The organism is Amycolatopsis keratiniphila (assembly GCF_000400635.2).
Classification (GTDB): domain Bacteria; phylum Actinomycetota; class Actinomycetes; order Mycobacteriales; family Pseudonocardiaceae; genus Amycolatopsis; species Amycolatopsis keratiniphila.
In genome coordinates, this window is record NC_021252.1 from 8737289 (window position 1) to 8751542 (window position 14254).

Annotated in this window: 15 protein-coding genes; 7 read left to right on the forward strand and 8 right to left on the reverse strand. The window is 68.8% G+C overall.

Annotated elements, in window-relative coordinates; all coding sequences use genetic code 11:
• Positions 1 to 56: 56 nt before the first annotated feature.
• The 3 genes from AORI_RS80670 to AORI_RS80680 form a co-directional block, all read right to left on the reverse strand.
• On the reverse strand, positions 57 to 1742 hold the full coding sequence (locus AORI_RS80670) for a bifunctional metallophosphatase/5'-nucleotidase (RefSeq protein WP_016338173.1): 1686 nt from the start codon (positions 1740 to 1742) through the stop codon (positions 57 to 59).
• A 77-nt stretch (positions 1743 to 1819) separates the two neighbouring features.
• The gene (locus AORI_RS80675) at positions 1820 to 2608 is read right to left on the reverse strand and encodes an alpha/beta fold hydrolase (RefSeq protein ID WP_016338174.1); all 789 of its coding nucleotides are present in this window, start codon (positions 2606 to 2608) and stop codon (positions 1820 to 1822) included.
• 14 nt (positions 2609 to 2622) lie between these two features.
• Complete coding sequence (locus AORI_RS80680; protein ID WP_016338175.1) at positions 2623 to 3111, reverse strand: GNAT family N-acetyltransferase; 489 nt, start codon at positions 3109 to 3111, stop codon at positions 2623 to 2625.
• Between the two features lie 150 nt (positions 3112 to 3261).
• On the opposite strand from AORI_RS80680, the gene AORI_RS80685 reads away from it, so the two are divergent.
• Positions 3262 to 3909 (forward strand): VanZ family protein, encoded by a 648-nt coding sequence (locus AORI_RS80685; protein ID WP_043849260.1) that lies wholly within the window; start codon positions 3262 to 3264, stop codon positions 3907 to 3909.
• Here the strand turns inward: AORI_RS80685 and AORI_RS83970 are convergent.
• Both AORI_RS83970 and AORI_RS80690 read right to left on the reverse strand, forming a co-directional pair.
• The gene (locus AORI_RS83970) at positions 3850 to 4026 is read right to left on the reverse strand and encodes a hypothetical protein (protein WP_167337785.1); all 177 of its coding nucleotides are present in this window, start codon (positions 4024 to 4026) and stop codon (positions 3850 to 3852) included. The genes AORI_RS80685 and AORI_RS83970 overlap by 60 nt on opposite strands.
• A 97-nt stretch (positions 4027 to 4123) precedes the next feature.
• Positions 4124 to 4777 (reverse strand): class I SAM-dependent methyltransferase, encoded by a 654-nt coding sequence (locus AORI_RS80690; protein ID WP_016338177.1) that lies wholly within the window; start codon positions 4775 to 4777, stop codon positions 4124 to 4126.
• A 28-nt stretch (positions 4778 to 4805) separates the two neighbouring features.
• On the opposite strand from AORI_RS80690, the gene mug reads away from it, so the two are divergent.
• The 6 genes from mug to AORI_RS80720 all read left to right on the forward strand — a co-directional run bounded on the left by mug (position 4806) and on the right by AORI_RS80720 (position 9939).
• Positions 4806 to 5357 carry a G/U mismatch-specific DNA glycosylase gene (gene mug / locus AORI_RS80695; protein ID WP_016338178.1) on the forward strand — a complete coding sequence of 184 codons (552 nt, stop codon included), beginning with the start codon at positions 4806 to 4808 and terminating at the stop codon, positions 5355 to 5357.
• Between the two features lie 282 nt (positions 5358 to 5639).
• Complete coding sequence (locus AORI_RS80700; protein ID WP_043848468.1) at positions 5640 to 6440, forward strand: response regulator transcription factor; 801 nt, start codon at positions 5640 to 5642, stop codon at positions 6438 to 6440.
• A 148-nt stretch (positions 6441 to 6588) separates the two neighbouring features.
• On the forward strand, positions 6589 to 8433 hold the full coding sequence (locus AORI_RS80705; RefSeq protein WP_016338180.1) for an acyl-CoA dehydrogenase: 1845 nt from the start codon (positions 6589 to 6591) through the stop codon (positions 8431 to 8433).
• A gap of 124 nt (positions 8434 to 8557) precedes the next feature.
• Positions 8558 to 8833: a GlsB/YeaQ/YmgE family stress response membrane protein gene (locus AORI_RS80710; protein ID WP_016338181.1), complete on the forward strand. Its 276-nt coding sequence runs from the start codon at positions 8558 to 8560 to the stop codon at positions 8831 to 8833.
• 73 nt (positions 8834 to 8906) lie between these two features.
• A complete protein-coding gene (locus AORI_RS80715) occupies positions 8907 to 9200 on the forward strand; it encodes a GlsB/YeaQ/YmgE family stress response membrane protein (RefSeq protein ID WP_016338182.1) in 294 nt (97 codons plus the stop codon).
• A gap of 22 nt (positions 9201 to 9222) precedes the next feature.
• Positions 9223 to 9939, forward strand: coding sequence for a leucine-rich repeat domain-containing protein (locus AORI_RS80720; RefSeq protein ID WP_016338183.1), 717 nt, complete (start codon positions 9223 to 9225; stop codon positions 9937 to 9939).
• 178 nt (positions 9940 to 10117) lie between these two features.
• Here AORI_RS80720 and AORI_RS80725 read toward each other — a convergent pair whose 3' ends face one another.
• From AORI_RS80725 to AORI_RS80735, 3 genes are read right to left on the reverse strand one after another with little or no spacing between them, the layout of a single operon-like run.
• Positions 10118 to 11962, reverse strand: a complete 1845-nt coding sequence (locus AORI_RS80725; RefSeq protein ID WP_016338184.1) for a VanW family protein — start codon at positions 11960 to 11962, stop codon at positions 10118 to 10120.
• A 30-nt stretch (positions 11963 to 11992) separates the two neighbouring features.
• Positions 11993 to 12286, reverse strand: a complete 294-nt coding sequence (locus AORI_RS80730) for a GroES family chaperonin (protein ID WP_007032412.1) — start codon at positions 12284 to 12286, stop codon at positions 11993 to 11995.
• 40 nt (positions 12287 to 12326) lie between these two features.
• A complete protein-coding gene (locus tag AORI_RS80735; RefSeq protein ID WP_016338186.1) occupies positions 12327 to 14135 on the reverse strand; it encodes an NHL domain-containing thioredoxin family protein in 1809 nt (602 codons plus the stop codon).
• Positions 14136 to 14254 lie beyond the last annotated feature (119 nt).

A 14254-nucleotide genomic window follows, 5' to 3' on the forward strand; every position in this document is an offset into this window, starting at 1 on the left:
AGGGCCGTTCAGGACGAAAAACGTCAGGAACGACCCTTTCATGACACTCGCGGAAGCTACGGCAGGGCGGTGATCCGGTCCGCGGGCGGCGGAGCGATGCCCGGGTGCGCCCCGAAGTACGCGATCAGCGCGTCCAGGTCCACCGGACCACCCGACAGGTTGGTCCCCTTCGTGAACTCGGTGAAGCCGTCCCCTCCAGCGGCGAGGAAGTTGTTCACCGAAACGCGGTACGACGCCGCCGGGTCGATCGGCGCGCCGTCGAGCGTCAGGTTCGAGACGCGTGAGCCCTGGGCCGCCGACGCCGAATACGTGTACTTCAGCGACTTCGAGATCTGCAGGATGCGCACGACTCCGTTGGCCTGCCACTGCTGTTCGAGCACGCTCTTCAGGTTCGCCCCGGTGAGCGTGATCGTTTGCATGATGTTCGCGAACGGCTGCACGGCGAACGCCTCGCCGTAGGTCACGACACCGTCGCCTTCGCCGGCGGGCGACGACGCGTAGGTGAAGTCCGTGCGGATACCGCCCGGGTTCGTCATGGCGATCTGCGCGCCGTTCGACTTCGTGGCTTCGAGCTGGGCGTCGGCGATGACGTCACCCAGCGGGGACTCACCGGAGGCCGCACCCTTGGCGGTCAGGTCCGCGGTGATGGTGCCGACGGCCTTGTTCGCGATCGGCGCGGCCTTGGTCTTGGCCTCGTCGATCAGCTTCAGCACGTCGGCGTCCGGCGTGACGTCGCGGGTGACGATCTGGTTGTGCGCCTTGGTCTCGCCACGGACGACGTCGCGGGTCCGGCGGTCGATCTTCAGGTCGACGACCGACAGCAGACGGCCGAACGACGCGCCCTGGATCACCGGACGCGGCGCGCCGCCGGGATCGTTGATGACGCAGTTGTACTGCTGGTGGCTGTGCCCGGTGAAGATGGCGTCCACTTTGGACGAAACCTGCTGCGCGATCGCGGTCGCCGCGCCCGGCTTGACCTTGCACTCGTCCGGGCCGGCGGTCTCGGAGTTGTCGCCCTGGTGCAGCAGCACGACCTGCGCCTTGACGCCGAACATGTCGAGCAGCTTCGCGGTGCGATCGATGGCCTGGACCTCTTCGCCGAACTTGAGGCCCTTGATCGCCTCAGGGGTGACGACCTGCGGCAGATCCTTCAGCGTCGCACCGATGACGCCGATCGGGACGCCGCCGGAGACCTCGATGCTGAACGGCAGCAACGCCGGGACACCGTTCTCGTAGTACACATTGGCCCCGAGGAACGGGAATTTCGCGCCCTTGAAGGATTCGCGGAACTGGCAGCCGTCGGTGGGGTGGCAGCCACCGTGCTGCATCCGGCGGAGCTCCTTGAGGCCCTCGTCGAATTCGTGGTTGCCCACCACGGAAGCCTCGACGCCGAGCTGGTTCAGCAGCTCGACCGTCGGCTCGTCGTGGAACAGCGCCGAGATCACCGGCGACGCGCCGATGCTGTCACCGGCCGACAGGACGACCGAGTTACGCACTTCGCCGCGAAGCTTCTTCAGGTGCGTCGCGAGGTAGGCGGCGCCGCCCGCGTTGACGGTCTTCCCGTCGGGCAGCGTGACGCGACCGCTCGAACCGGACGGCGGTTCGAGGTTGCCGTGCAGGTCGTTGAACGTGATCAGCCGGACTTCGGTGGTCGCCGGCGCGGCGGACGCGGGCGCGGCGACGGCGGCCAGCGCGGTCAGCGCGGCACCGGTGACGACGGCCAGCCGGGTGGAGAGCTTCATTGTTGGGCGCACGGCGGAGGAGTCTGCCTTGCGGATTTGACCTTCACCAGAGGAAAAAGGAGGACGATAGGCAACCGTCACATGGCGCGTGAACTGCCGTCGAGCAGTACCCGCGCGACCAGCTCCGGCTCGTCGTTCATCGGCACGTGCCCGCATCCGCGCAGCACCAGCAGCTCGGCCTCCGGCGCGATCCGGCGCAGTTCGGCGGCCTTCGGGCGGGCGAGGATACGGTCGCGTTCCGCCCACGCGATGGTCACCGGCACGTCCCGGACGACGCCTTCGAACCGGAATCCGCCGCGGGCCTGCTCCAGCGTCGGCCGGAAGCCGGGGCAGCCCGCGAGCGCGCGCATGTCCTCCATGACGACCTGCGTGGTGAGCCGGTCCGGGCGGCCGACGATCATCCCGGTGAGCATCGACCGGCCCGCCGGGGTCGCGGCCAGCCGCCGCGCGGTGCGTTCGGGGATCCGCTCGGCGAGCAGGCGATGGGTGCGCAACATGCTCAGCGCGTACCGCTGCTGCCGGGGTGTCCACAGCCCCGCCGGGGACAACGCCGTCACGCTGCGGACCAGGCCCGCCTCCCCGAGCGCGAGCGAGAGCAGCCCGCCGAGCGAGTTGCCCGCGACGTGCGGTTTGCCGAGGCCGAGGTCGTCGAAGAACTTCACGAACATCTCGACGGCGGCTTCGACGCCGTAGCCGCCGGAGTGCGGCGCCGATTCGCCGAAACCGGGCAGGTCGACGGTGATGACGTCCCGGTGCGGGGTGAGCAAGCCGAGTACGGGCGACCAGGCCTGGCGGCGATGGCCGACCCCGTGGATCAGCACCAAGGGCTCGCCCGTGCCGGCGCGGTCGAAGACGACGTTGTCCATCCCGCGAGGTTAAGCTATTTACTGCTACCGGCGGTAACAGGTAAATAAAGACGTTCGCGCCGACGGGTGACGTCGTTCGGCATCGGTTCCAGTTCACCCGTCGCGATGAAGCCCAGCTTCAGGTACAGCCGCCGCGCCCGGTCGTTGTCCTCCGCGACGTGCAACCACACCTCACGCGCGCCGTCGTCTTCGGCGGCCGACCGCACCTCGCCCATCAGCCTGGTGCCCAGCCCGCGGCCCCGGGCTTCGGGCGCGACCCACATCGAGTAGACGATCCAGCCGTCGTCCCGCGCCCGGCCGGCGACGAGACCGACCGGACGCCCGTCGTCGAAGGCGGCGAACCAGACGTCGCCCTCCAGCTTCGCGAGCCATTCCTCATCCGATTGCGCGCTTTCGGCCGCGGCGATCGAGCCGTAGTTCTCGGGGGTGTCCGTCAGGGCACGCAGGCGGACCTCGCGGAAGACGTCGAGGTCCGAGGGGACGAGCCGTCGAACGAGCAGCATCCGGGCAGAATCCCACGTCGGCGGGCTGACCGCGGAACGAATATCGCCGATCGGCCAAGATCGGGGTCGGCCACTCGGCCGATCCGGCGCCGACCGCCGCGGCCCTTCGACCGAAGTGGCGACCCCCTCGTGATCCATAACGTCATGGTCATGACGAACGCACAGGTCACCGCCCTGCAGTACGGCTTGATCGGCTTCTTCGCGCTCTGGGCGACGGTGCTGATCCCGCAGCTGATCGTGCTGCACGCGCGGCACGGCCGAGTGCGGCTTCGTCCCGTCCTGACCATGGCCGCCGTGCTGCTCTACGGGACCATGACGCTGGCCGTGACCTTCCTGCCGCTGCCCGGCCCGGGTGTCAAACGGCTGAGCCAGACCGTGCAGCTGAACCCGTTCCAGTGGGTCGCCGACATCCACACCGAACTGCTCAAGCACGGGCTGCCGATGGCCGACTGGTTCACCACGCAGACCTTCCAGCAGGCCACCATGAACGTGCTGCTGTTCGTCCCGCTCGGCTTCTTCGCCAGGACGCTCTGGAAGCGCGGCCTCGTCGGCACGACGCTGATCGGCTTCGCCGCTTCACTGCTGATCGAAGTCGCGCAGCTGACCGCGAACTTCGGCACCGCGCCCTACGTCTACCGGATCTTCGACGTCGACGACCTGCTCAACAACACCGGTGGCGCGATGCTCGGCTGGATCGCCGGGGCACTGCTGCTCAGCCTCGTGCGGAAGCCCGTCCCCTCAACGGTCGAGCTTCAGCTTCCGCGCCGCGAGCGGGTCGACCTCGCCCAGATCCGCTAGCCTCGCCTGCCGTCGCTGGGCCGCGCGCCGCGCGGCCCGCCGGTCTTCCGCGATCACCAGCACGGTGGCCACCACGAAGATCAACGCGACCACGCCGAGGATGAGCGAGAGCTGCAAAACTCCTCCTCGAAGACGACCTTGTGTGCGAGATCACAAACAGTACGCACATCGTGCTGAGTTGACCACCCCTTGAGACGAAAGTGGGTGTCCCGGGTCACTCGGGATTCGCGGAGAACCACGTCCGGTCTTCGGTGTGCCAGCGTTCGAAGACCAGGCCTGCGCTGGTCAGAGCGGCTTTCAGGGCCGGCGGGTCCAGCCGTCGGCAGGTGAAGGCCTGGCTCCACCATCGGTTGCCCGCCGTGTAGCGCACGACGGCCGACAGCAGGTCTCCGTCACGGGAGACCCGGCCGAGCCGGACGTCGACCTCGCCGAGCGCGCCACCTTGACCGTCGCGGACCGAGTCGAACCACTCCGGCGGATGCCATTCGACGAGCACCCGCCCGCCGGGCGCCACATGCGCGCGGGCGGTGGCCAGGAAGGCCGCCCGATCGGCTTCCGAGGCGGTGTTGATCAGGTGGCTGCCGAGCAGCACCACGTCGAAGACCCGGCCGAGCCGCAGGTCTTCGATCTTCGAGCACACCGTCTCGGCGCGGACGTGGGCGAGCATCTCCGGCGAGTCGTCCACCGCGACCACCCGATGCCCCAACTCCATCAGCGCGTGGGTGACCCGCCCGGCGCCGCTGCCGAGTTCCAGGATCGGAGCCCCCGCCGGGGCCGCCGCGTGCACGATGCCCGGCTCGTCGCCGGGCGGCAACAGCCGGTACACCTCCACCGAACAGCCGTCCGCCGTGAACGCCCCTTGTTCCATACCCGCCAGCGTGCCGGAAACTGGCCGGGTGAGGACCAAACCGACCAAGGACGAGCTGGCCGCCGCCTACGGCAAGACCATCGACGACGTCATCGCGCCCGATCTGGACGTGTTGTTCTGCGGGATCAACCCCGGCCTCTACTCGGGCGCCCTCGGCCTGCACTTCGCCCGGCCGGGGAACCGGTTCTGGCCCGCGCTGTACCGCGGCGGCTTCACCCCGCGCCTGCTCGATCCCAGCGAACAGGACGAACTGCTCGCCCTCGGTCTCGGCATCACGAACGTCGTCGCGCGGACGACGGCACGGGCCGACGAGCTGACGCCGGACGAGTTCCGGGAAGGCGGCCGTCTCCTCACCGCGAGGGTCGCCGAATACCGGCCGCGCTGGCTCGCGGTGGTCGGGATCACGGCCTACCGGACCGCGTTCGGCCTGCCGAAGGCGAAGATCGGCCCGCAGGACGGCGAGATCGGCGGCGCGCGGGTCTGGGTGCTGCCGAATCCGAGCGGGTTGAACGCGCATTGGACGCCCGCCGCGCTCGGCGACGAGTTCGGGCGCCTCCGCGCCGAAGTCCACTCTGAGTAGCGATCGGGTCAGATTCTCCCGTCGGCGCGCTCATTTGAGCAAGAGATCCACAACCAGCCGATACGCAGAGTTTGCTGCGACGAGGCGATACATCTATGAGGGGGATATCGCGTCACGTGCCCCGACCTACTGACTCGTAATAGTTACGAGGTGTCATCTCTGTCCGGTCCCGCAGGGGGGACCGGTTGGCGAGGGTGACCACGCCGGGGGGCAGTGGTCACCGAATGGACTTCCGAGTCCTCTCGTCCGGAGATGGCGGGCACGAAAACGGAGGGGTCCGTGATGCGAAGCATCGAGCCGAACCGAACGCAGGCCGGCAGGCCTGGCGGACTGTCGCCAGGCGGCCGCGGACTCGGCGTGGCCGCCGTCGATCCGATCCCGATCTTCTGCGAGGGATTGAGCTCGCTGGTCCACCGCACGCCGGGGCTGACCTGGCTCGGCCACGCGGCGAGCCATCACGCCGCGCTCCAGCTGTGCGAGCAGCTCAAACCGGACGTCATCGTGCTGGATTCGGCGCTCGACCCGAACTGCCATCTGTCCCGGCTGCTCAGCGGCGGCGATCCGGCGCTGGTCATCATCACGATGATCAGGGACACCAACCGCACCCAGCAGTACCTCGCCGCGGCGATCGCGGCCGGCGTGCACGCCATCGTGCCGCGGGCGACCGACGGGCGGCATCTCGCCGAGGCGATCCGGCGCGCGCACAGCGACCGCCGCTACATCGATCCGACGCTCGCCGCGCTGACGGCACGGCCGAAGCGCCAGCCCGTCCTCCCGAAGCCCGGCGACGCCCCCAAGCCGGCGGCCGCGCGCGGCCTGATGCCGCTGTCCCGCCGCGAGTACCAGGTCCTGCAGCTGGTGGCAGAAGGGCTGGAGAACTCCGGGATCGCGAAGATCCTGTTCCTGTCCGTCGAAACCGTGCGGACGCACGTCAAGAGCATCCTGCGCAAGCTTTCGGCCCGCGACCGCACACACGCGGTGACGATCGCGTTCCGCTCCGGCATCCTGGTGGCGAATCCCGACGACGCGCACACCCCGGTCGAACCGGCCGCCGCCGCTTCGATCGCGCCGTCACCCCGCTGAACCAGCACCTAGACCCCCAAATTGCTGATTTCCACATCACAACAGTGGCCATTCACTTGCCGCCGGTTACCCACAGGTAATATCCTGATGTTACCGGCGAGTAGGGACGTGTGCCCGGCCGGGGAGCCGAACACATTGGAGTGACGAAATGGGCCACTACAAGAGCAACGTCCGAGACCTGGAGTTCAACCTCTTCGAGGTCCTCGGCGTGCAGGACCGCCTCGGCAAGGGCGTCCTCGCGGAATCCGACGAGGAGACCGCCCGCGGCGTGCTGACCGAGCTGAACAAGCTCGCTTCCGGTCCCCTCGCCGACTCGTACGCCGACGCGGACCGCAACCCGCCGGTGTACGACCCGAAGACCTTCTCGGTGAAGATCCCCGAGTCGTTCAAGAAGAGCTACCAGGCGCTGATGGACGGCGAATGGTGGCGGCTGGGCCTGCCGAACGAGCTGGGCGGCTTCGGCCTGCCCCCGACCGTGCAGTGGGCCGCGGCCGAGCTGATCCTCGGTGCCAACGCGCCGCTGTTCATGTACATGGCGGGCCCGAACTTCGCCGGCATCGTCGACAAGAACGGCACCGACGAGCAGAAGCGCTGGGCGCAGATCATGATCGACCGCGGCTGGGGCGCCACCATGGTGCTCACCGAGCCCGACGCCGGTTCCGACGTCGGCGCCGGCCGCGCCAAGGCCGTCAAGCAGGAGGACGGCTCCTGGCACATCGACGGCGTGAAGCGGTTCATCACCTCGGCCGAGAACGACATGGTCGAGAACATCATGCACCTGGTACTGGCCCGCCCCGAGGGCCCCGGCATCGAGACCAAGCCCGGCACCAAGGGCCTTTCGCTCTTCCTCGTGCCGAAGTTCCACTTCGACGGCGAGACCGGTGAGCTGGGCGAGCGCAACGGCGCCTTCGTCACCAATGTCGAGCACAAGATGGGCATCAAGGCCTCCACCACCTGCGAGCTGACCTTCGGCCAGCACGGCACCCCCGCCAAGGGCTGGCTGCTCGGCGAGGTGCACGACGGCATCGCGCAGATGTTCCAGGTCATCGAGTACGCCCGCATGATGGTCGGCACGAAGGCCATCGCGACGCTGTCGACCGGTTACCTCAACGCGCTCGAGTACGCCAAGGAGCGCGTCCAGGGCGCGGACCTGCCGAACATGCTGAACAAGGCGGCGCCGCGCGTCACCATCACCCACCACCCGGACGTCCGCCGCTCGCTGATGCTGCAGAAGGCGTACGCCGAGGGCCTGCGCGCGGTGTACCTCTACACCGCGACCTTCCAGGACCAGGTGTGGACCGGCGAAGGCGACGAGGCCTCGCAGAAGATCGCGCACGGCGTCAACGACCTGCTGCTGCCGATCGTCAAGGGCGTCGGCTCCGAGCGCGCGACCGAGCAGCTCGTGCAGTCGCTGCAGACCCTCGGCGGGTCGGGCTTCCTGCAGGACTACCCGATCGAGCAGTACATCCGTGACGCGAAGATCGACTCGCTGTACGAAGGCACCACGGCCATCCAGTCGCTGGACTTCTTCTTCCGCAAGATCGTCCGCGACAAGGGCGCTTCGCTGGCCTACGTCGCCGGGGAGATCACGAAGACCATCGAGTCGGAGATCGGCAACGGGCGGCTCAAGAACGAGCGCGGTCTGCTCAAGCAGGCGCTCGAGGACACCCAGGGCATGCTCGGCTCGCTGATCGGCTACCTGACCTCGTCGCAGGAAGACCCGCAGAACATCAACAAGGTCGGCCAGCACACGGTCCGCCTGCTGATGTCGGTCGGCGACCTGCTCATCGGCTGGCAGCTCATCAAGCACGCCGAGGTCGCCATCGGCAAGCTCGACTCGGGCGCGTCGGCGAAGGACGTCCCGTTCTACGAGGGCAAGCTCGCCGTGGCGTCGTTCTTCGCGAAGAACGTGCTGCCGGAGCTGACTTCGCGCCGCGCGATCGTCGAGGCCGCGGACAACAGCCTCATGGACATCCCCGAAGCCGCGTTCTAAACGGTTTAGTGACGAAGAGCCCTCTCCGGCCCGGAGGGGGCTCTTCGTGGTTTCGAGGAGGAATTCCGGGGGAATTTCCGTGCTGAGTCCGCCCATTGGCGGAGACCTCGGCAAAGGAGTCTCAATGACAGTCACCGGCATCATCACGGCGATCGTGGTCGGTTTGATCCTCGGGGTGCTCGGCAGGTTCTTCGCCCCCGGCAAGCAGTCCATCCCGATCTGGCTGACCATCGTCGTCGGTATCGTCGCCGCCTTCATCGGCACCGCGATCGCCCGCGGGCTCGGCTACGCGGACACGAAGGGCTTCGACTGGCTCGAACTCATCACCCAGATCGTCATCGCCGGTATCGGGGTCACGCTGGCCGCGAACCTTTACGGACGCCGCAGTGTCACCCGGTAAGGGGGCTTGAGGCGCGACGAGCCGGTTTCGGTGTCACCGTGGGTTCACTCGATTCTCCAGCGAAGGAGGAACCATGTTGGGTGGCCTTTGGGGCATCATCACCACGATCGTGGTCGGGCTGATCCTCGGCGTCATCGGCCGGATGCTGGCGTCCGGCGATCAGAAGATCCCGATGTGGCTGACGATCGTGGTCGGCATCATCGCCGCGTTCATCGGCAACTGGCTGGCCGGCGTGTTCGGGGTCCGTGACACCCCCGGCATCGACTGGATCCGGCACGCCTTCCAGGTCGGCGCGGCCGTCGTCGGCGTGATCGCCGCGGCCGCGATCTACGCCAAGGTCAAGGGCGGGCATCGCGCCGCGACCTGACCCAGGACTACGGTCGGCCCCTGTGACCACTCGACTCGAACTCGGTGGCCAGGGGCTGACCTCCCTGTCCGGCATCTCCCTCCCAGCGACGCTTGAGTACCTGGATCTGTACGACAACCGGCTGACGTCCGTTCCCGACGAGCTGTGGTCGCTTTCCGGACTCCGCGTGCTGAATCTGGCCACCAACCGGCTGACCTCCGTATCGTCCGCCATCGGCGCCTTGCGGAATCTGCACACGCTGGATCTGGGGCACAACGAGCTTTCCACCCTGCCGGACGAGCTCGGCGAGCTTTCCGGGCTGACGGAATACCTTTACGTGAGCGACAACCGGCTGACCGAGTTCCCCGCCGCGCTGTGCTCGCTCGGGCGGCTGAAATACCTGGGGTGCACGGACAATCGCATCCCCACGCTTCCGGAAGACCTCTCCGGGTTGGCTTCGCTGCGCGAATTCCGCTTGTACGGCAACGGATTGACCGGGATCCCGGAATCGATGGGGACGCTTTCGGCGCTACGCGAACTGCACCTGCGGAAGAACCTGCTGACCTCCTTGCCGTCCTCCATCGGCGACCTGAGCGAGCTGCGCCAGCTGGACCTGCGGGAGAACCGGCTCACCTCGCTGCCGGAGTCCATCACCCGGCTGTCCAAATTGGACAAACTAGATCTGCGGTGGAACAAGGAACTGCGCGAGCCTCCATGGCTCGCGGACTTCGAGGCGCGGGGCTGCATGGTGCTGCGGTGAACCTCAGGCCCGTTGGCGGAGCTGAGGACGTACTCCGAAAGTGGCCGAACGCGTGAACCCGCCCTGGCCGAAGGCCCCGCTATCGCGGTGGCAGGGCGCCTGATCCGCCGTCGTGACGGGAAAGACCAGGCGGCGCCCTGCCGACGTCGATCGCGGAGGCGGGTTCGCCTACAGGCACTCAGGCGCAGATGATCGTGGCCCTCGGTGAATAGGTCGCGTTGCGGGTCTCCCGGCGGACCTCCGTACCGGTGACGACGTCGACGAGCACGCGGGTGTCCGAGGTGCTGAACCCGGCCGCGCCGGGATCCGGGACGCAGCCGGGCCCCGAGCCCATCTGCACCGGCTGGGGGACGTACGAATGCCGTTCACCGGCGACGCTCTGCACCGAAAACCGTTTCGTACCCCAGATCCGCACCGTCACCGAGCCGTTGGCGGGGATCGCCTGGATCGCGATGCCGGTCGGGGCATCGTTGACTATCTGCAGGTCGACCGGCGTTCCGTCGGTGTTGATCGCCTTGGCGTCGCGCCCGACCGGATACCGGTCCAGGTAGTTGTCGTGCTCCAGGTGACCACCGTCGGCGAGGCCCGCCAGGTACGCGGCGTTGTAGAGCGTCGTCGCGAGCTGTGAGACGCCGCCGCCGACCACGACCGGCCCGGTGCCGTCCTCGTTCACCGGGGCGGGGACGTAGCCCGCGTCCGCCGTCCTCGGCCCGGACCGCGCGCCGAGGCTGAACCGCTCGTTCGGCTTCACGATGGTGCCGGAGACCCTGGCGGCCAGCGCCTGCACGTTCGTCATCGCCGGACCGCTCAACCCCGACGTGGTGAACTCGCCGATGACCTCGTTGATGCCGAGGACGTTCGCCGCCTCGGTGCTGACGGCCGGGCTGCTGGCGTCGTAGACCGCCTTCAGCTCCCGCTCTTCGCTCTTGGCGAGCGTCGAGGTCAGCGACGAGAACGTGAGGTCCCAGTTGACCTTCCTCGCGTCCTTCGACGGCTGGACGGCCGGTCTGTCGCCGACGAAGACGATCTGCGCGTCGGCGCCGTCGGTCTCGGTCTCCTTGAGCTGCGGCTGCGCCACCGCCCGCAGTTTGCTCTGGTCGATCCGCACTTCGAGGTTGCCGTCGTCGCGCGCGGCGAACTGGAAGGAGCCCGCGATCACGTCCGGTTTCAGCGTCGCGTCCTTGCCTTCACCGCGGATGAGCAGCGGCTTCGCGACCGCCGGGACGACGATCTTGACGAGCGCCGCGTGCACCCCCGGCGAAGTCGCCTTCACGGGCGCGACGTTCACCTCCAGCTCGACACCGTTGTCGCTCAGCCAGCCGTCGGTGACCGCGGCGACCGCCTCCTTGAGGTCGGCGAGGGTCTGCCCGTTCCGCGGCTCGACCGCGGCCGGGACGACCCCGCCGTCGGTGCCCGCGATCGGCCGGAAGGTGATGCTCCCTTCGACCGGCGGACGGTTCAGCTTCGTGGCGGCGAGGTCTGAGACGGCCTTTTCGAGCTTCGGCGCGTCGGTCCAGGTGACGACGCCGACCTCGCGGCTGGTGAAGAACGACATCAGCCGCGTGTACGGGCTCAGCGGCTGATGGCCGGCGCGGCCCAGCGTCTGCGGCCAGTCCAGGCCGAGCCCGGACGACGTCGGGTACAGCACCGTGCGGACGTCGCCCGCCCGCACCCGGACCGGCTCGATCAGCCTCGGCTCCAGCTCACGGCGCAGCTTCGACTCGGCCTCCTTGTGCGTGAGACCGCCGACGTCGATCCCGGCGACCGTGACGCCGCGCGGGACGTCCCCGGCGCTGACGATCAGATCGACCGCGTACAGGAGCACGAACAGGCCCATGAGCACGCCGGTGAGCATCAGGGCCTTGCCAAGCCCCCTGCGGAATTTCGACGCGGGCGTCGGCGGCGGATGCACCACCCTGTCGCCCTCGAAGAGCTCGTCTACCAGGCCCTCATCGGTTTCGGGCGCCGAGAGGAGGTCTTCGGTGAACAGGTCGGTGCCCGGCTCGTCATGGTCTTCGCGCACCGCCCCTCACCACCCCTCCCGTGGCTCGAGTTACAGGTACAACCCCGTGCCGTGTTCGGTCCGTTCGGTGGCCACGGCGTGGATGTCGCGTTCCCGCATCACCAGATGCCCCTCGCCCTGGATCTCGACCTCGTGCTGGTCGTCCGGGTTGAACAGCACGCGATCGCCGGTCTTGACGTTCCGCACACTGTTGCCCACGCCCAGTACATCACCCCACGCGAGCCGCCGCGCCACCTGCGCGGTGGCGGGGATGACGATGCCGCCGGAACTTCGGCGCTCCCCGTCCTCGGGGGACAGCTTCACGAGCACCCTGTCCTGCAGCATCTGAATCTCGAGTTTCGGCCGATCTGACACAGGTACGACTCTACTTACCCGGGTCGCCCGCCATGACCAGGCTCAGCACGCTTTCTCCTCCGGTTTCGAACCGCACCGGCACGCCCCAGTCCTGGCGGGTGATGCGGCAGGCGGGATGCTCGCCGCCGTCGTCACAGCTCGCCGCCTGCGCGACGACCTGCAGCACCCCTCCGGTGACGCCCTCGGCGAAGCGGAGCTTGCGGAACAGGTCCGTGCCCACCCCGGCGCCGTCGGCGAGCAGTTCCGGCGGCGACGCGCTGATCTCCAGCCGCGTCGACGGGCCGAACCGGTCGTCGAGCTTCTCGCCGGGCGGCGGGGTGAAGACGACGGAGAACTCCAGCTCACCCGGCGCCAGCACGGTCGGCGGACGACGGACCGCGTGCGCGTCGCCCGCCACGGCCTGCTCCCCGAGCGGCACCGGCCCGATCCGGCCGCCCGCCGACTCGACGACCAGCAGTTCGCCGTCGTGCACCAGCAGCCCGGACGGCTCCGCGAGCCCGGTCGCGAGCGTGGTGACCTGGCGGGTGAGCGGGTCGTAACGGCGGACGGCGCCGTTGTAGGTGTCGGCGATGGCGACGGTGTCGCCGGGCAGCAAGGCGAGGCCGAGCGGATGCTGCAGGAGGGCCTTGTCGGCGGGTCCGTCGACGTGGCCGAAGGAGAACAGGTCGACGCCGACCGCGGTGTGCACGGTGAACGTCTCACCCTCGGGCTGGATCCAGCGCAGCGCCGACGTCTCCGCGTCCGCGAGCCACAGCTTCTGCCCGTCGGGCGTCAGGCCGGACGTCTGCGCGAAGAACGCTTCGTGGACGTCGCCGTCACGCAGCCCTTCGACGGTCGTGCCGGCGAAGCGGCGGATGGTGCCCGAGACCGGCTCGAACACGCTCAGCGTGTGGTTGCCCGCCATGGCGACCACGACGCCGCCCGCGGGGCCCCACCAGGCGACGTCCCAGGGGCTCGTGAGGTCGATGTCGAGCGCCTTGCCGGTGTCGACACCGTCGCGCCACTGGCGGCCGGTGCCGGCGACGGTGGAGACCTCGCCGGTGATCAGGTCGATACCGCGCAGCCGGTGACCGGCCGTGTCGGCGACGACGGCGTGATAGCCCGCGCGCTCGGCGACCTCGTACGGCAGCAAGGTGATCCCGGACGGCTCGGTGAAGCTCGCCAGGTCGAAGGGGCCGTCCTGCGCGCCGCGCTCACCGCTGCCGAAGCGGCGGATGATGGTCTCGCCGTCGGAGGCGAACTCGACGATGGAGTGGTTGCCGGTGTCGGCGACCAGGATGCGGCCTTCGGCGGTGGTGACGGCCTTGCTCGGGAAACGCAGCTCGGTGGGCTGCTCCTCGGCCGGGACGTACGGGCTGCCGCCGCGGCGGAGCGTGCCCTTGGCCTCGTGGGTCGCGACGAGGTCGGCGATCACCCGGCGCAGCGCCTCGGCGTGTCCCTCGCCGGCGGCGACGTGGACGACGTAACCCTCGGGGTCCACGACGACCAGCGTCGGCCACGCCTTGACCGCGTATTGCGACCAGGTGGTCATCTTCGGGTCGTTGAGGACCGGGTGGTGCACCTCGTAACGCCGTACGGCGGCTTCGATCGCGGCCGCCTCGCCCTCGTGCAGGAACTTGGGCGAATGCACGCCGATGGTCACCAGGACGTCGGCGAACTCGGCCTCCAGCGGGCGCAGCTCGTCCAGCACGTGCAGGCAGTTGATGCAGCCGCTGGTCCAGAAGTCCAGCAGGACGACGCGGCCGCGCAGCCCGGCGAGCGTGATCCGCTCGCCGCCGGTGTTGAGCCACCCGTCACCGGCGAGCTCGGGCGCGCGCACACGGGACTGCGTTCGTGGGGAAGTCACGACATGAGTGAACTACACGCTCGGCCGTGCTGTTCCGAGGTCCAGGCGTTGAGAGGGCGAGCTCACCCCTCGGGAGGATGCCCATGTGGGTG

Bases quoted from the DNA above. Each gene is read 5' to 3' on its own strand.
- AORI_RS80705 (WP_016338180.1), top strand. From the start codon at position 6,589: ATGGGCCACTACAAGAGCAACGTCCGAGACCTGGAGTTCAACCTCTTC.
- AORI_RS80730 (WP_007032412.1), bottom strand. From the start codon at position 12,286: ATGCTGCAGGACAGGGTGCTCGTGAAGCTGTCCCCCGAGGACGGGGAG.
- AORI_RS80680 (WP_016338175.1), bottom strand. From the start codon at position 3,111: ATGCTGCTCGTTCGACGGCTCGTCCCCTCGGACCTCGACGTCTTCCGC.
- AORI_RS80685 (WP_043849260.1), top strand. From the start codon at position 3,262: ATGACGAACGCACAGGTCACCGCCCTGCAGTACGGCTTGATCGGCTTC.
- AORI_RS80715 (WP_016338182.1), top strand. From the start codon at position 8,907: ATGTTGGGTGGCCTTTGGGGCATCATCACCACGATCGTGGTCGGGCTG.
- AORI_RS80710 (WP_016338181.1), top strand. From the start codon at position 8,558: ATGACAGTCACCGGCATCATCACGGCGATCGTGGTCGGTTTGATCCTC.
- AORI_RS80675 (WP_016338174.1), bottom strand. From the start codon at position 2,608: ATGGACAACGTCGTCTTCGACCGCGCCGGCACGGGCGAGCCCTTGGTG.
- AORI_RS80670 (WP_016338173.1), bottom strand. From the start codon at position 1,742: ATGAAGCTCTCCACCCGGCTGGCCGTCGTCACCGGTGCCGCGCTGACC.
- AORI_RS80690 (WP_016338177.1), bottom strand. From the start codon at position 4,777: ATGGAACAAGGGGCGTTCACGGCGGACGGCTGTTCGGTGGAGGTGTAC.
- AORI_RS80700 (WP_043848468.1), top strand. From the start codon at position 5,640: ATGCGAAGCATCGAGCCGAACCGAACGCAGGCCGGCAGGCCTGGCGGA.